The 16,363-nt window shown below is 59.4% G+C and carries 18 protein-coding genes; 2 read left to right on the forward strand and 16 right to left on the reverse strand.

What is annotated here, in order from left to right; all coding sequences use genetic code 11:
- The first annotated feature begins 146 nt into the window (after positions 1–146).
- Together Q1A63_RS02350 and Q1A63_RS02355 are read left to right on the forward strand one after the other, a co-directional pair.
- Positions 147–1,133, forward strand: a complete 987-nt coding sequence (locus Q1A63_RS02350) for a glycosyltransferase family 2 protein (protein ID WP_298968930.1) — start codon at positions 147–149, stop codon at positions 1,131–1,133.
- Positions 1,130–2,830: a beta-1,6-N-acetylglucosaminyltransferase gene (locus Q1A63_RS02355; RefSeq protein WP_298968932.1), complete on the forward strand. Its 1,701-nt coding sequence runs from the start codon at positions 1,130–1,132 to the stop codon at positions 2,828–2,830. Before Q1A63_RS02350 ends, Q1A63_RS02355 begins: the two co-directional genes overlap by 4 nt.
- A 39-nt stretch (positions 2,831–2,869) precedes the next feature.
- Here Q1A63_RS02355 and Q1A63_RS02360 read toward each other — a convergent pair whose 3' ends face one another.
- The 16 genes from Q1A63_RS02360 to Q1A63_RS02435 form a co-directional block, all read right to left on the reverse strand.
- Positions 2,870–3,334 carry a PTS sugar transporter subunit IIA gene (locus Q1A63_RS02360; RefSeq protein ID WP_298968934.1) on the reverse strand — a complete coding sequence of 155 codons (465 nt, stop codon included), beginning with the start codon at positions 3,332–3,334 and terminating at the stop codon, positions 2,870–2,872.
- A 43-nt stretch (positions 3,335–3,377) separates the two neighbouring features.
- Positions 3,378–3,944: a ribosome-associated translation inhibitor RaiA gene (raiA, locus tag Q1A63_RS02365; RefSeq protein ID WP_298968935.1), complete on the reverse strand. Its 567-nt coding sequence runs from the start codon at positions 3,942–3,944 to the stop codon at positions 3,378–3,380.
- A 251-nt stretch (positions 3,945–4,195) separates the two neighbouring features.
- Positions 4,196–4,954, reverse strand: coding sequence for an LPS export ABC transporter ATP-binding protein (lptB, locus tag Q1A63_RS02370; RefSeq protein WP_298968938.1), 759 nt, complete (start codon positions 4,952–4,954; stop codon positions 4,196–4,198).
- Entirely contained in the window at positions 4,954–5,406 is a 453-nt protein-coding gene (locus Q1A63_RS02375) for an LptA/OstA family protein (RefSeq protein ID WP_298968940.1), read from the reverse strand. The genes lptB and Q1A63_RS02375 overlap by 1 nt, the downstream gene beginning before the upstream one ends.
- Before the next feature lie 42 nt (positions 5,407–5,448).
- Entirely contained in the window at positions 5,449–6,057 is a 609-nt protein-coding gene (locus Q1A63_RS02380; RefSeq protein ID WP_298968942.1) for a hypothetical protein, read from the reverse strand.
- A gap of 6 nt (positions 6,058–6,063) precedes the next feature.
- Entirely contained in the window at positions 6,064–7,026 is a 963-nt protein-coding gene (locus Q1A63_RS02385; RefSeq protein ID WP_299630527.1) for a KpsF/GutQ family sugar-phosphate isomerase, read from the reverse strand.
- Positions 7,023–7,637: a ribonuclease D gene (locus Q1A63_RS02390; RefSeq protein WP_299630529.1), complete on the reverse strand. Its 615-nt coding sequence runs from the start codon at positions 7,635–7,637 to the stop codon at positions 7,023–7,025. Before Q1A63_RS02390 ends, Q1A63_RS02385 begins: the two co-directional genes overlap by 4 nt.
- A 7-nt stretch (positions 7,638–7,644) precedes the next feature.
- Positions 7,645–8,457 (reverse strand): PaaX family transcriptional regulator C-terminal domain-containing protein, encoded by an 813-nt coding sequence (locus Q1A63_RS02395; RefSeq protein ID WP_299630531.1) that lies wholly within the window; start codon positions 8,455–8,457, stop codon positions 7,645–7,647.
- A complete protein-coding gene (gene paaZ / locus Q1A63_RS02400) occupies positions 8,447–10,489 on the reverse strand; it encodes a phenylacetic acid degradation bifunctional protein PaaZ (RefSeq protein WP_298968950.1) in 2,043 nt (680 codons plus the stop codon). Before paaZ ends, Q1A63_RS02395 begins: the two co-directional genes overlap by 11 nt.
- A 9-nt stretch (positions 10,490–10,498) precedes the next feature.
- Positions 10,499–11,563 carry a ferredoxin--NADP reductase gene (locus Q1A63_RS02405; RefSeq protein ID WP_298968952.1) on the reverse strand — a complete coding sequence of 355 codons (1,065 nt, stop codon included), beginning with the start codon at positions 11,561–11,563 and terminating at the stop codon, positions 10,499–10,501.
- A gap of 3 nt (positions 11,564–11,566) precedes the next feature.
- The gene (gene paaD, locus Q1A63_RS02410; protein WP_298968954.1) at positions 11,567–12,034 is read right to left on the reverse strand and encodes a 1,2-phenylacetyl-CoA epoxidase subunit PaaD; all 468 of its coding nucleotides are present in this window, start codon (positions 12,032–12,034) and stop codon (positions 11,567–11,569) included.
- A 7-nt stretch (positions 12,035–12,041) separates the two neighbouring features.
- Positions 12,042–12,797 (reverse strand): 1,2-phenylacetyl-CoA epoxidase subunit PaaC, encoded by a 756-nt coding sequence (gene paaC, locus Q1A63_RS02415; RefSeq protein WP_298968955.1) that lies wholly within the window; start codon positions 12,795–12,797, stop codon positions 12,042–12,044.
- Entirely contained in the window at positions 12,794–13,138 is a 345-nt protein-coding gene (gene paaB / locus Q1A63_RS02420; RefSeq protein ID WP_298968957.1) for a 1,2-phenylacetyl-CoA epoxidase subunit PaaB, read from the reverse strand. The genes paaC and paaB overlap by 4 nt, the downstream gene beginning before the upstream one ends.
- A 5-nt stretch (positions 13,139–13,143) precedes the next feature.
- Positions 13,144–14,136 carry a 1,2-phenylacetyl-CoA epoxidase subunit PaaA gene (gene paaA / locus Q1A63_RS02425; RefSeq protein WP_298968959.1) on the reverse strand — a complete coding sequence of 331 codons (993 nt, stop codon included), beginning with the start codon at positions 14,134–14,136 and terminating at the stop codon, positions 13,144–13,146.
- Positions 14,137–14,166: 30 nt separating this feature from the next.
- Positions 14,167–15,372: a 3-oxoadipyl-CoA thiolase gene (gene pcaF / locus Q1A63_RS02430; RefSeq protein ID WP_298968961.1), complete on the reverse strand. Its 1,206-nt coding sequence runs from the start codon at positions 15,370–15,372 to the stop codon at positions 14,167–14,169.
- 96 nt (positions 15,373–15,468) lie between these two features.
- On the reverse strand, positions 15,469–16,200 hold the full coding sequence (locus tag Q1A63_RS02435; RefSeq protein WP_298968962.1) for a hypothetical protein: 732 nt from the start codon (positions 16,198–16,200) through the stop codon (positions 15,469–15,471).
- Positions 16,201–16,363 lie beyond the last annotated feature (163 nt).

Consider the following 16,363-nt stretch of genomic DNA (forward strand, 5'->3'; position numbering starts at 1 on the left):
TTTTGAGCAATAAAATCTCAAGAAGTCGCGATTTAACATAAGCGGCATAGATCAACTGCGGGGAAACGCGGAGGGAACTCCCAACAAATCCTTCAGTAGAGGCGGTATAGAAGGGCGGAAGCTTGAGTGTTCTGGGATCTTACCGGATGCGTCTAGCGCGGAAGCGCTTACGTGTGCGTGCCAAACGCAAAAGCCTTGAACTGCGCCGGGTCGTCGACCGTACATCGCAGATCCGTGACGGTGACATCCTGCTTTTTTCCACCCAAAGAAACGAGAAGGTCCGCCTGCCGTATTTTCTGGACTACTACCGCGATATGGGCGTGACCCATTTTCTGATCGTGGACAACGACAGCACGGATGGCACCGCGGAATATCTGGCCGATCAGCCGGATGTGTCGCTATGGCGGAGCAAAAGCAGCTATAAAAAATCCCGCTTCGGCGCTGACTGGTTGAACTACCTGCAGGGCAAATATGCGGATGGTCATTGGTGCGTCGTTGTCGATCCCGATGAATTCCTGCTCTATCCGTTTTGCGACACGAGGCCGCTGCGCGCCTTGACCGACTGGTTGGATTCCTGCTCGATCCGCGCGTTTTCGGCGATGTTGCTGGACATGTATCCCAAGGGCCGTCTGGAAGAGCAGCCCTATCTGCCGGGTCAAAACCCGATTGATATCGCGTGCTGGTTCGACAGTGGCAACTATACGATTTCGCGAAACAGCCTCTATGGCAATCTCTGGATACAGGGCGGGCCACGGGCGCGCGTCTTCTTTCCCGAGGAGCCGGAGCGTGCACCTGCGCTCAACAAGATCCCGCTGGTGAAGTGGGACAAGCGATATGCCTATGTGAATTCGACCCATATGCTGCTGCCGCGCGGGCTGAACCTCGTTTATGACGAATGGGGTGGGGAAAAGGCGTCGGGCGTTCTGCTGCACGCTAAATTCCTCGACACCTTCGCCGATAAAGCCACAGAAGAGATCGAGCGCCAGCAGCATTATGCGGAATCCTACGAATATCGTGCCTACGCGCAGGGTCTGAAGGATGATCCTCAGCTGTGGTGCAAATGGTCGGAAAAATACATCAACTGGCGGCAGCTTGAAATCCTGGGTCTGATGTCGAAAGGCAACTGGGCGTGAGCGTCGGCATTGTCATGCTGGTGCATACGGCGCTCGGCCGGGCCGAACAGGTGGCGCGCCACTGGGCGGCGGCGGACTGCCCGATCGTAATCCACGTCGACAAGAATGTGCCGCGCAAGACCTACAATGCTTTCGTCTCCCGGCTATCGGATCTGCCGGATGTGGCATTTTCCAAACGCTTCCGCTGTGAATGGGGCACATTCGGCATCGTCGCCGCGACGCAATCGGCATCAGAACTGATGTTGTCGCGTTTCGCGCAGGTGCGGCACGTGTATCTGGCCTCAGGCTCTTGCCTGCCCTTACGCCCGGTGAATGAGTTGATCGACTACCTGGCAGAGCGACCTCAAACGGACTTCATCGAAAGCGCGACAACAACAGATGTGCCATGGACGGTCGGCGGGCTTGAGGCCGAGAGGTTCACGTTGCGGTTTCCCTTTTCTTGGAAACGGCAGCGGCTCTTGTTTGACCGATATGTCGCCCTGCAGCGTCTGTTGCGCGTAAAGCGCCGGGTGCCGGGCGGGCTGACCCCGCATATGGGGTCGCAGTGGTGGTGCCTGACACGTCAAACCCTGTCTGCCGTCCTGCAGGATCCGGCACGGGAAGAATATGACCGCTACTTCCGCCGCGTATGGATCCCCGATGAGAGCTACTTTCAGACCCTGGCCCGGCAATACGCGATCACGATTGAGAGCCGGTCCCTGACCCTGTCGAAATTCGATTTTCAAGGCAAGCCACATATTTTCTACGATGATCACCTGCAATTGCTGCGCAGGTCGGATTGTTTCGTCGCCCGGAAAATCTGGCCGCATGCCAACCGTCTATACGATGCGTTTCTGACGGATGCTGCGGGCGCGATGAAGAAGACCGAACCAAACCCGGGCAAAATCGACCGCATCTTTGCCAAGGCGGTGGAGCGACGAACACGCGGGCGCGCTGGCCTCTATATGCAAAGCCGCCATCCGCGCGAGGATTGGGAAAATGGGGTGACTGCCGCGCCCTATTCAATGTTCCAGGGGTTTGCCGAGCTTTTCGAGAATTTCGAGCCTTGGCTGGCACGGACCACCGGGGCGCGCGTGCATGGACATTTGTTTGCACCGGACGGGGCGCATTTTGGCGGTGGTCAAACGGCAATGAACGGTGCGCTGAGCGACAGTGCTACATTGCGTGATTATAACCCGCACGGTTTTCTGACCAACCTGATCTGGAATACGCGTGGTGAGCGCCAGTGTTTTCAATTTGGCCCCGGCGACAATCAGGTGATCAACTGGCGCGTCGCCAAGGATCCCAATGCGCAGATTTCTGTGATCAGCGGCGCCTGGGCGGTCCCCTTGTTTCGGTCAAACGCAAACTTCATGGATTTGCGAAAACTTGCAGCACAACTGCAGAAAACTGAAAGCGAACATCTGGATGTGCTGCGCTCAACCTGGGTAAAAGCGCGGGTGCGGATCTGGACGATGGCGGAGTTCATCGAGGCCCCGATGGAGCCGCTGCAAACCATCCTTGATGAAATTGGGCCGAATACATCGCACCGGCTGGCGGAAGTACCGCGTATGGTGGATCTGACAGGGTTTGGCCAGTTCCTGCAAAACCTCAAGAACCAGGGCATGCATCCCTATTTGATGGGCGACTTCCCGGTCGAGCAGGGCGATATCGTCAATACCAACGAAAAACCACGCAAACCCTATCTGGTCCGGTAGCCCAGCATCCCTGCGTCCGGTCCTGTGGCGAACGCGGTATCAGGCGGCTTGCTCGGATTCGTTGGATGTCAGAATCGTATGCAGCGTCGAAGGATTTGGGTTGGCCCGCAGTTTTGTGCAGATGCTCGTGTCGCGCAGCGTACGTGACACCATTGCCAGTGCCTTGAGATGCTCGACGCCCGCATCTTCGGGGGCGAAAAGTGCAAAGGCGATATCCACCGGCTGACGGTCGACGGCGTTGAAATCGATAGGTTTGTCCAGCAGCACGAAGGCGCCGACGACCTCTTCAAGGCCACTTAGCCGGGCGTGTGGCAGCGCAACGCCATGACCCACGCCAGTCGGTCCCAACGCCTCGCGCGCCAGCAACGCATCCAGCACATCGCCTGAATTCAGGTCATAGGCGTTCTCGGCGAGATCGCCGAGATCCTGCATCAACCGTTTCTTGCTTGAAGCGGAGGTTAATACCTTCACCGCCTCAGGCTTGAGGAGTTTGTTAAAATCCATTCTGCTCGCACTGTTCTGGAGGCATGTCGGCCTCGCGGGAATCCTACTGTGGGTCTATCCAGCCAATGTTTCCGTCATCACGACGATAAACGACATTTAAACCCTCTTTGCCTTCGTTTCTAAAGACTAGAACCGGCGCACCAGCGAGTTCCATCTGCATCACCGCCTCGCCCACGGAAAGAGATGGGATCTTGGTTTCCATCTCGGCGACGATGATTGGTTGCAGCGTCTCTGGTTCCTGCGACTCTGAGTCGGCATCTGATGCGAGGATATAGGAGGAGGCGCCGTAGATTTCAACCGGTTCCACCCGATCTTTGTGATGGTCCTTCAACCTTCGCTTGTATCGTCGGAGCTGTTTCTCCATTTTCGCGGAGCAGGCGTCGAATGCCGCATAGATTTCCGTTTGATGGGCCTTCGCCTGAGCGGTCAGGCCGGTGGACAGATGTACGGTCGCTTCGCAAACAAACTCATGTGCCGACTTTGAAAACACCACAACCGCTTCGGTTGGGCGTTCGGCATATTTCTTCACTGCTTCGCCCAATTCCGCTTTGACGTGGGTCTGCAGGGCTTCGCCGATGTCGATCTGTTTGCCGCTGATTTGATACCGCATACTCTCTCCTTCAAGTGGTTGATTTCAAATGAAACCCCAGGGCGCAAAAGAGCCTTGGAGATTGCAATTGAAATCACGGAAAATGGCATTCCTCTTGCATATTGCCTGCTGGGCCCTGACTATCAGGCCAATACACGATCGGGCAGGAGCTGGTGGGTGCCATACCCTTATTGAGCCCGATAACCAGACCGAGAGTCAAACAAAAGCGGGCGCGATCGGCGGAAAAAATGGTTAACAGAATTTTGCGGCGCTCAGGATATCTTGAAGTTTTCGCCAAGATATACGCGGCGCACATTTTCATTCTGAACAACTTCCGTCGGCGTACCGGACATCAGAACACGCCCCTCATGCAAGATATAGGCGCGATCCACAATCTCTAGTGTTTCCCGCACGTTATGGTCGGTGATAAGCACGCCAATCCCGCGTTTCTTGAGGTCGGATACCAGATGCCGGATGTCCCCGACCGAGATTGGATCAACGCCGGCAAAAGGCTCATCCAACAACAGATACTTTGGGTTCGCTGCAAGACATCTGGCGATTTCGACACGTCTGCGTTCCCCGCCCGAAAGGGCCAGCGCCGGGGCGCGGCGCAAATGCTCGATTGAGAATTCACTGAGCAGTTCTTCGAGCCGTTCGCGGCGTTTGTGGCGGTCCGCTTCGGTGATGTCGAGAATGGCGCTGATATTATCCTGCACCGACAGACCGCGGAAAATGCTCATTTCCTGAGGCAGGTAGCCGATGCCCAAACGGGCGCGGCGATACATCGGCAGGTTGGTCACATCCTGGCCATCAATGAGCACGGTACCACCCTCTGGCGTCACCAACCCGGCAACGGCGTAGAAAGTCGTGGTCTTGCCGGACCCGTTGGGACCCAGAAGCGCCACAACCTCGCCGCGTTGCAGATACATGGAGAAGTCGCGGATCACCGTCTTTTTCTTGTAGGACTTGCGCAGATGCTCGACGTGCAATCCGGCAGAGCCCTCTTCGACGGTAAGCGTGGGGCGGGCCATCAGTTGTCGCCGGTTTGCAGAATTGTTTTCACCGACCCGACCATCTGGGCGGTGCCATCGGTGAGCTGCACCGTCATCTGATCAGCGGTCAGGGCGGAAGGCCCCTGCGTCAGCAGAACATTGCCGCGCATCACGATGGTGCCATCGTCAATGTTGTAATCCGCACGCTCCGATTCTGCTGCATCGGGGCCGGAGACAAGAACCACGTCACCGGTGGCTTCCATCCGTTCAATGCCTTGCGTGTCCTCACGGTAGACCACCAGCAGCTTTTTCGTGGACAACCGCATCGCGCCCTGGGCTGCGACAACATTCCCGGTAAAAATCGCGGTCCCCGTGGCCTGATCCACCGACAGATTGTCGGCAGTCACCTCAACCGGCAAATCAGTGTCCTGTTGCAGCGCGCCAAAGGCAACTTGCGTCCCCTGTGCCGCCAACGCGGTCGCGGTCAACATCAAGAACAGGGGTAGCATCAAATTTTTAAACAATATCACGGGTCAGTCTTTCACCTGTTTGGGCAGATATAGCAGCTTCACGCCATTTGTGAAAACCAAATGGGCCGGCGCATCCGGTTCAGGCGATGACAAGTGCATCGACCCTGCCACGACCTCCCCCGCGGGTGTATCGGCAAAAACCGTATCGGGTGATCTGATGTCGAGTTCGGTCATACGGGCGGTGATGGCTTCGCTGGTGATGATGTACCCTTGGGAGGTGGTGATCACCACGTTGCCCGTCAAGTCGCTGATGTCTTCGGCTACGTCCATGGATGCCGCGTGTGAGGTCACCCGGATCGTGGTGCCGTCGATCATGTCCACCTTCACAAAAACATCGCGGGCTTCGCTGGGTCCGGTCAGGCCGTTTGGCGTTTTGACCGTCTCGGCGATAAAGGCGATCAGATCGCCATCCGCGGTCGTCCCGGAATAATAGGGGCCGGACACACGTTGGTTCAGCAGCCGGTCGCGGACTTCGGTGTCGGCAAAGGGGATGGATTGGGTTGGATCAACGACCCGCGACAGCAAGAACAGCGTCGACAAGAGCCCCAGTGCGGCAAGCGGCAAAGCAACTTTGAGCCATGCCACCGTGCGCGAATACCGATCACCCTGCATGGCGGATTACCCCAGACCCACGCGCAGGCAGTCGTGAATGCGGATCAACCCAAGTGGTTTCGGCGGCCCGTCCGCCGCCACCACAAACAGGCTGGTGATCTTGCGCGCCTGCATCATCGCGACGGCCTTTTCCGCCAGCGCGCCGGGCTCGATTGTCACCGGGGATGCTGTCATCACGTCCTTGGCAGAAAGGGACAACAGCCCATCCATGTGGCGCCTCAGGTCGCCATCGGTGATAATGCCTGCCAAGTGACCGTCTGCATCCGCTACGCCCACCACGCCGAAACTTTTTTGGCTGATTTCGATCAGTGCATCGGACATCGGTGTATCGGGTGCGACCAGCGGCATGTCGTCACCGCTGTGCATCAGGTCAGAGACGCGGCTGAGCTGTGCGCCCAGTTTGCCGCCGGGGTGAAAATCGCGGAAATTTTCTGGCGTGAAAGCGCGATGTTCCATCAACGCAATTGCCAGCGCATCGCCCAACGCCAGCGTCATCGTCGTCGAGGAGGAAGGTACAACACCCGTGCCACAGGCCTCGCCAAGTCGGGGCAGCAGGAGCACGACATCGCACTCGCGGCCCAGGCTGGAGGTTTCGACGCTGGTGATGCCCAGCAGTGGAATGCTGAAACGTTTCGCGTAGATCACGAGGTTGGCGAGCTCAGGCGCTTCGCCGGAATTGGAGATTGCCAGCACCACATCGGCGCTGGTGATCATGCCAAGATCACCGTGGCTGGCTTCCGCCGGGTGCACGAATTGCGCAGGCGTGCCGGTGCTGGCCATGGTGGCGGCGATTTTGCGGGCGATATGCCCGGACTTACCGATACCGGTGACGATCACGCGGCCCTTGCTGTTGAGCAAGAGATCAATGGCATCGCGAAACCGTGCGTCCAGCCCATCGGCCAGCGTGGTGAGCGCATCGGCCTCCTTGCGGATCACCCGCCGGGCGGTATCAAGGAAGGGCGTGCTCATGAATGTGCAAAGATGTCCGTGTCGGGCCACCCTTCAAGGTCGAGGCGCGCGCGCATGGGCAGGAAGTCAAAACAGCTTTGTGCAATCTCCATCCGGCCCTCGCGTTCCAGCATCGTGTTCAGTGCATCGCGCAAGCGGTGCAGGTAAAGCACGTCGGAGGCTGCGTAATCCACCTGCGCTTCGGTCAGCGTTTCTGCCCCCCAGTCGCTGGATTGCTGCTGCTTCGAGATGTCGATGTTCAGCAGTTCCTGCAACAGTTTCGCGAGCCCGTGCCGGTCGGTGTAGGTGCGAACAAGCCTGCTGGCGATCTTGGTGCAATAGACGGGGGCGGCGGTGGCGCCAAAGGTGTTCAGCATCGCCGCAATATCAAACCGTCCGAAGTGAAACAGTTTCAACACTTTGGGGTCTTCCAGCAGCGCGCAGAGATTTGGCGCTTCGGTCTGGCCGATTGCGACCTGGACGAGGTGCGCGGTGCCGTCACCGCCCGAAAGCTGCACCACGCAGAGACGGTCGCGGTGCGGCTGCAGCCCCATCGTCTCACAATCGATTGCCACAACAGGCCCCAAATCGAGGTCATCCGGCAGGTCATTCTTGTAAACGCTATGTGTCATGCGCCCCCTATATCCTGCCTCCTTGGCTTGTGGAAGCACGAGGTTCCTCCAAAAGCGTCGCGAGGTCGGGCCTTGGAAACCGGTGCAAAAGCTTGCTGACAAGTGCGCGGCAGTCATGCGCACGCCAGGCGTCGGTGTAAAGCGCTGCGGGCAGGTCAGGGTGTTTCAGCACGAGGCGTCGCCAGTTGTGTACGATCAGGCAGCGCAATATCGCCACCTCCAGCGGGGAGAGGTCCGAACCTTCGGGCAGTTCTGCATCGATCCGGGTCAGGATGACATGCAGGTTTTCGTAGTCCGCTATGAGGCGCGCAGGCGTAAGCTGGGTTTTGAGCCAATGCGGTACACGGTGGCCTTGCAATAGAAGCGCATCACCCGGCACCCTGGCATCCTGTGGACCCGCAAAAACCCGCGAGGTCAGTGCGGTGTATCCTTCGGCAACAATGCGCGCCCGTTGATCCGGGTCTGCGCCTTCCGTCAGGATGATCTGCCAGCGCGTTGGCATGTCGTCAGGACCGGCATAGATGCGTTTGGCGGCGGCGATCGTTTCTGCGCGGCCATGTGCGGTCAGGCTGTGCCTGCTGGTGCGGCCGGATTTCTGCGACGTGATCCAGCCATCGTTGCGCAGGCGGTGCAGCGCCACGCGGATGGCTTCGGGTCGTACGTCCATCGCCGTCATGATCGCGGATAGAACCGGGCCGTCGATGGCCGATGCCTCCTCCTGCGCCAGATCGCCAAAGACGCTGACGATCAGCGACCAGACCCGCTGCCCGCCGAGGTCGGTAAGTGCGGTTGTCAGCGGGCGCAGGGGATCAGAAGGCATTCATCGTCAACAATTCGTATTCCGCCACGGCGGCCTTTTCCTGATTGGTGAGGGTCACGTGCCAGCGGACCTCGCCATAGTCTTCATTGCGCGGTGTCTTGGCCTTGACCGTGAGGCGCACGTGGATGCTGTCGTCGGCCTGCACCGGTGCCATGAACCGCAAACTGTCCAGACCGGTGTTTGCCAGCACCGGGCCGGGATCGGGTTGCACAAACATGCCGGCGGCAAAGCTCAGAAGCAGATAGCCATGCGCCACACGGCCCGGAAAGAAGGGGTTGGCTGCGGCTGCGGCGTCATCCATATGCGCATAAAACGTATCGCCGGTGAAATGCGCGAAGGTTTCGATGTCCTCCAGCGTGATCTTGCGCGGGCCCGCCATGAGCGTGTCACCGATCTGCAGGTCATTGAAGGGGCGGGTAAAGGGGTGCGGTTTATCGAACGCCTCACGTGCACCGGGCACCCATTGGCCGCCGATGGCCGTCAAGATATCCGGGCTGCCCTGGATCGCGGTGCGCTGCATATAGTGCATCACACCCCGGATGCCGCCCAGTTCTTCGCCACCGCCCGCGCGGCCCGGTCCGCCGTGGACCATATGCGGCAGTGGTGCGCCGTGCCCGGTCGCCTCTGCCATCGAGGTGCGGTTGTTGAAGTAGAGCCGCCCGTGGTAGGCCGCCGCTCCCATCGTCATGTGCCGTGCGACGTCGCCATCGTTCGTGATAACGGAGGCGACCAGGGATCCGTTGCCCCGGTTCAGCAACGCGATGGCATGGTCCAGATCGCGGTACCCCATCACGGTGGAAACCGGCCCGAAGGCTTCGGTATCATGCACGCGTTCGGCAGCATCGGGATCAGCGCAGTGAAAGAGCATCGGCGGCAAAAAGGCACCTTTGTCCGCCTCCGCGCCGTCAACCGCAAAATGACCGGGGTCGCCAAAGACGCGTTCGGCCTCAGTCGCAAGAAGCCCGGCTTTGTCCAGAACGTCGTTTTTCTGCGCGCCCGAAACCAGCGCCCCCATGCGGGTCGTTTCCAGACGTGGATCCCCGATCCGGGTTTTGCCCAAACGATCTGAGAGCGCGGCGATGACGGCATCGACATGTGCTTGCGGCGCCATGATGCGGCGGATCGCGGTGCATTTCTGCCCCGCCTTTGCGGTCATTTCACGGTGCGCCTCCTTGATGAAGAGATCAAATTCCGGCGTTCCGGGTCCTGCATCCGGCCCAAGAACCGACGCGTTTAGGCTATCCTGCTCGGCCATGAACCGGGTGGAGCGGCTCAACAGCCGCGGATTGCCGCGCAGTTTCAATGCTGTGTCGGCGGAGCCGGTGAAGCTGACCACATCCTGACAATCCAGATGGTCCAGCATGTCGCCCAGACCGCCGGTGACCAGTTGCAGCGCGCCCGCCGGTAGCAGCCCGCTGTCCAACATGATGCGCACGCAAGCCTCGGTCACATAGCAGGTGGCGGTGGCCGGTTTCACGATCGCGGGCACACCGGCCAGCAGGGTGGGGGCCAGCTTTTCCAACATGCCCCAGACGGGGAAGTTGAAAGCGTTGATATGCACCGCGACGCCCAGCAGAGGTGTGGCGATGTGACGGCCCACGAACTGGCCTTCCCGACCCAACTGCTCGACGGGGCCGTCGAGATAGACCTGCGCATCGGGCATCTCACGCCGTCCTTTTGAGGCGAAGACCAGCGTGGTGCCGATGCCACCATCCACATCGATCATGTGATCGGACTGCGTCGCACCCGTGTCAAAACTCAGATCGTAGAGCGTTTGGCGATGTTCCCTCAGATGCAGGGCCAGCGCCTTGAGCATGCGTGCACGATCATGAAATGTGAGGCTGCGCAAGGCAGGCCCACCGGTGTCGCGGGCATAAGACAGCATCGACTGTACGTCGAGCGCATCGTTGCCTGCGGTCGCAATCACCTCGCCGGTGATGGCGCTGGCGATGTGGCGCGCGCCCTGCCCCGGGCTGATCCACGCACCGGCGGCAAAGCTGTGAATGTCGCGGATGCTCGAATCTTTCGGCATGATCTGTCCTTAATGGGTGTCGTATTCGACGGTGATTTTATCGCTCAGCGGATAGCATTGGCAGGTCAGGACCATGCCCTGTTCGACCTCATAATCTTCCAGCGCGTGGTTGCTGAGCATCTCGTACTCACCCTCCAACACCCGCGCCTTGCAGGTCGAGCAAACCCCGGCCTTGCAGGCAAAGGGGGCATCGAGCGCATTGTCGAGCGCGGCCTCCAGAACGGATTGATCCTTGGGCATGGTAAAGGACCGCGTGACACCTTCGACCGTGACCTGGGCTTGCGTTCCAGGTTGTTCCGCTGCGCGCGCGGCGATCTCCTGTTTGGCCAGACGTCCCTGCTGGCTTTCGGTGAAGAGTTCGAATTTGATCTGATCAGGCTCTAACCCATGGGTTTTCAAGCTCTCGGCAATGGCCAGCATCATCGGTTCCGGCCCGCAGATGAATGCGGTATCGATCAATGTCACATCGATCCAGTGCTTGAACAGGTTTTCGCATTTCGCTTGGTCCACACGGCCGGTGAAGAGCTCCATATCCTGCCCGGATTCCAGAACGTGGATGATGGTCAGCCGCCCCATGTAGCGGTTTTTCAGGTCCTCCAGCTCTTCGCGGAACATGATCGTGTTCACCGCCCTGTTGGCATAGACCAGCGTGAATGTGGCGCGAGGTTCGCGGTGCAGCACGGTTTTCAGGATCGACAGAACGGGTGTGATGCCCGACCCGCCCGCAAAGCCAAGGTAGTTTTTGGCCTTGTCAGGCTCTATCTGGGTGAAAAACGCGCCGGAAGGCGGCATCGCATGCAACGTGTCGCCGATCTTAAGGTCCGTGTTCGCAAAGGTGGAAAACGCACCGCCGTCGACCCGTTTGATCCCCACCTGCAGCACACCATCATCGAGGCCCGCACAAATCGAGTAGTTCCGCCGCAATTCCGTGCCGTCAAAATCCTGTTTGAACGTCAGATACTGGCCTTGGGTGAAGGCAAAGACACCGGGGTCCTCCGGCTTCAGGGTCAGCACCACGGCATCGCGAATAGTGTGGTGGATCTCGGTGACGGTGAGTGGATGAAACTGGGCCATATCTCAGATGCACTTGAAGTAGTCGAAGGGTTCCAGGCAATCGCTGCAGCGCCACTGCGCCTTACAGGGGGTCGAGCCAAACTGGCTGATCCGTTCTACCTGATCGGATTTGCAAAGCGGGCAATGCTGCGGCCCACCGGCGGGTTGCGGTGGCGCGATGCCATAGGCCTCAAGCCGCGCTCTGCCACGCTCGCTTAGCCAATCGGTGGTCCAGGCGGGCGATAGCTGCGTTTTCAGGGTGATGCTTTCGATCCCCCGGTCCCGTAGCGCCGTTTCGATATCCAGATTGATGATCCGGGTCGCGGGGCAGCCGGAATAGGTCGGTGTCACGGTGACTTCGAGCGTGTCGCCCTGCCACTGAATGTCGCGAATGATGCCGAGATCAATCAGGCTGATCGCCGGGATCTCCGGGTCTGGCACGGCGTCGAGCCAATCCCATACCGTCTTCAGATCAGGCTTGTCGGTTATCATGTCGCGTCTACCATGTCGCGTCCGGATAGGTGCGTTGTAGCCATTGCATCTGCGCCAGCATATGGCCGAGATGTTCGGAATGGCGTTGCCCGGACTTGCCGCCCTTATGCGCAAAATCGCTCTCGGGTTTGGTGAGCGTGGCCTCGCGGAGGACCGCGTCGAGCACCGCGTCAAAATCCGCGCGCAAGGCCGCAGGATCGGGCGCGATGCCAGCTGCGATCATCGCGTCATCCACATCGTCCCTGACGAAGAGCTCACCAACATAAGGGTAGAGCTTATCAAGGGCCTTTTGCATCCTGTTGTGGCTTTCCTCGGTGCCGTCGCCCAGGCCGATCACCGTGTCCATCGTGCGTTCAAGATGATAGGTGACCTCTTTGAGAGATTTCTCGGCGACGGCTGCGATCTGATCATGTTTGCTGTCTTGCAGCGCGGTCAGATAGCCCTTGTGCCAGACATCGAACAGAAACTGCCGCATCATGGTCTGGCCGAAATCACCATTGGGCTGCTCCACCAGCAAAACATTTCGGAAATCCCAGACATCCCGGCGAAAGGCGAGCGCATCAGCGTCACGCCCCTTACCCTCGACCTCGCCCGCCAGGTTCAGCCAAAGCGTCGTCTGACCAATCAGATCCAGCGCGGTATTGGCCAGCGCGATGTCTTCTTCCAGCACCGGCGCCACGCCGCACCACTCCGACACGCGATGCCCCAGCACCAGCGTGTTGTCCCCCATCCGGCAGAGGAATTCGAACAGCGGGTCGCTCACATCGCACCTACTTCGTCGGGGATGTCGAAGAACGTCGGGTGGCGGTAGACCTTGTCGTTGGACGGCTCGTAGAGCGGCCCTTTTTCCTCCGGACTGGAGGCGGCAATGGCGCTGGCTTCGACCACCCAGATGCTGACTCCCTCGTTGCGGCGGGTGTAGACGTCGCGGGCGTTTTTGATGGCGCTTTCTGCGTCGGCGGCATGCAGCGAGCCCACATGCCGGTGGCTCAGCCCGTGCTGGCCGCGAATGAACACTTCCCAGAGCGGCCATTCGGTGGCGCGGGGTTTGCCATGGGGTGCGGCCTCGGTGGCGTCGTAGGATCCGGATTCAGGGCTGCTCATATCTTTTACTCCGCTGCCATTTTGCGTGCGCGTTTCTTCTCGGCATGGGCCAGCAATCCTTCGCGGACCCAACGGCCCTCATCCCAGGCTTTGTTGCGCGCCTCCATCCGGTCCACCGAACACGGTCCATTGCCTTGCAACACGTCAAAGAACTCGTCCCAGTCCGGTTCCGAGAATTCGTATGACCCGCGATCTTCGTTCCATTTCAGGTGTTCATCCGGGACGGTCAGGCCAAGGTATTCCGCCTGTGGCACGGTCTGATCGACGAATTTCTGACGCAGCTCGTCATTGGAATTCATCTTGATCTTCCAGGCCATGGACTGCGCCGAATGTACCGAGTTTTCATCCGACGGGCCGAACATCATCAGCGAGGGATACCAGAACCGGTTGAGCGCATCCTGTGCCATCTTGCGCTGCGCCTCTGTGCCATTGGCCATCTTCATCATGATGTCGAAGCCTTGCCGCTGGTGGAAGGATTCCTCCTTGCAGATGCGCACCATGGCGCGGGCGTAGGGCCCGTAGGAGGTGCGCTGCAACGGTACCTGGTTCATGATCGCCGCGCCATCGACCAGCCATCCGACGGCCCCCATATCCGCCCATGTCAGGGTTGGATAATTGAAGATCGAGGAGTATTTCATCTTGCCACTGAGCAGGTCGCGGGTCAGCTGATCCCGGCTGACGCCCAGCGTTTCGGCGGCGCAGTACAAATACAGCCCATGGCCCGCCTCATCCTGTACCTTGGCCAGCAGTATCGCCTTGCGCTCCAGCGTCGGCGCACGGGTGATCCAGTTGCCTTCGGGCAGCTGGCCAACGATTTCGGAATGCGCGTGCTGGCCGATCTGGCGGATCAGCGTCTTGCGGTATCCGTCCGGCATCCAGTCCTTCGGTTCGATCTTACCACCGGCATTGATGCGTTCCTGAAAGGCGCGCTCATCGGGTTCCATCTCATCCAGAGATTTCACCCCCTTGCCGGTTGATTTAATCATCTGTGCATACATGGTTCAGGTCCTTTCAAGGATCAGCGCGCGTCACGTCGCACGCTCCAGAATAAGGGCGACGCCCTGGCCGACGCCCACGCACATGGTGCAGAGCGCATAGCGTCCGCCGGTGCGTTTGAGCTGATAGGCCGCAGTCATCACCAGCCGCGCACCCGACATCCCCAGTGGATGGCCGATGGCGATGGCCCCGCCGTTGGCGTTTACATGGGGCGCATCATCGGGCACCCCAAGCGCGCGCAACGTCGCGAGCCCCTGCGAGGCAAAGGCTTCGTTCAATTCTATCACATCCATCTGATCAATGCTCAGGCCCGCGCGCGCCAAAACTTTTTCGCAAGCGGGGACCGGGCCAATGCCCATGACCCGCGGCGCGACACCGGCCGCGGACATCGCAACGATCCGCGCCATTGGCGTCAGCCCATGGTCTTTCGCGGCGTCCTCGGAGGCAATGAGCAGGGCGGCGGCACCGTCGTTCACGCCAGAGGCATTGCCTGCCGTCACGGTCTTGTCGGCGCCGTTGATGCCGCGCAGTTTTGCCAGCGTCTCCGCGCTGGTGCCGGGTCTGGGGTGTTCATCCTTGTCAACGACGATGTCATCGCCGCGTCGCTGCGGTATTGCAATAGGCGTGATTTCTTCGGCAAAGACCCCTGCCGTATCCGCATCGTGCCATCTGGCCTGACTGCGGGCGGCAAAGGCGTCCTGATCTTCACGGCTGATCTGATAATCTTCGGCCACGTTATCCGCGGTCTCCGGCATCGAGTCCGTGCCGTAGGACTCCTTCATCTTGCGGTTCACAAACCGCCAGCCGATGGTCGTATCAAAGACCTGATTGGCACGGGAGAAAGCAGCCTCCGCCTTGGGCATCACAAAGGGCGCGCGGCTCATGCTCTCCACCCCGCCCGCGATGGCAAGGTCGATATCCCCTGCCCTGATTGCGCGCGCAGCGGCCCCCACGGCGTCCATGCCGGAGGCGCAGAGGCGATTGATCGTTGATCCGGGGACGTCAATCGGGAGACCTGCCAAAAGCGCTGCCATCCGGGCCACGTTCCGGTTGTCTTCTCCCGCCTGATTGGCACAGCCCAGGATAACATCATCCACACGTGCCCAATCCACAGATGGGTTGCGGGCCATCAGCGCCGCAATTGGCGCGGCCGCCAGATCATCTGCGCGCACAGAAGACAGACTGCCGCCATACCGACCAATCGGCGTGCGCTGCGCGTCACAAATATATGCCTGCATAGAGTCCTCCGAATTAGCCGGAGTTTAGGTCAGGCGGGGATTCGGTTCAATCATAATGTTACGATTTATCTGCATGCATATAAATTTGGTAACACTTTAGTCAGCTGCCAGGACAACTTCCCGCGCGGAATCGTAGATCGCCCGTGTGGTTTGCTGGCCGATGCCTTGGGTGCAATTGAAATCTGCCGGGGCTTGCGGGGCCTCTAGAGCTGGCGTGCTCATGGTCGATGGAGGACGGGTTTGGCGCACAGCATCCCTGATGTCCGCGACGGAGCGTTGAACCGTGCGGCAGATACCGCAGAGCCGGGTGACGCGGTTGAGACTGTCATGGCTGAACAGGCCCTGATCACGCGTGGCTTCAAACAGGGAGACCAGATTTTGCAATTGCATTTCAGCCAGCGAGGAATGGAACCGAATATTGTCAAAGGTGACCCTTTCGCTGTCCGGGCTGCGGTCTTGCGCGACCTGAAACGCGGTGCCGATCACGCGGTCAGCACCTGACGGCAGCTGCACGTGCTGAAGGGTCGTGTCCCACTCCTGCCAACCAAGCGGTGTCTCCCAGGTTTCGCGACAGCGAAGACCCTGCTGCATGCCAGCGCATCTTGTCAGGTTTCCCACCATGACTTTCGCCACCGTTTCCGGGAGAAAATCGCACAGATCACGCCCGCAGATTGTGTCAGGCTGAAATCCGGTGGCGCTGGACAGCGTGTGGTTGATGCAAATGTACCGAAAGCCATGCTTCCCTGTCGGGCGTTCGGCGGCGAACATCGGAACTGAGAATTGATTGAGCAGTCCCGCAAGCTGATCTGCGGAGTGTGTGTCTAACATTGTGCCCCTCTGACGAATGTGGACCCCATCGTGTCAAATTCATTCCGCCAGCGCCTGCCGGAAAACAGAACAGTTTTAAGCGAATTGCATGGGTTGGCGCCGAAAGGGATGTGAGACACAGTTGCCGCCAGAGTTTTCGTCATTGATATCAGACAGGTGCCCG

It is taken from the genome of uncultured Roseobacter sp., assembly GCF_947499265.1.
Taxonomy (GTDB): domain Bacteria; phylum Pseudomonadota; class Alphaproteobacteria; order Rhodobacterales; family Rhodobacteraceae; genus Roseobacter.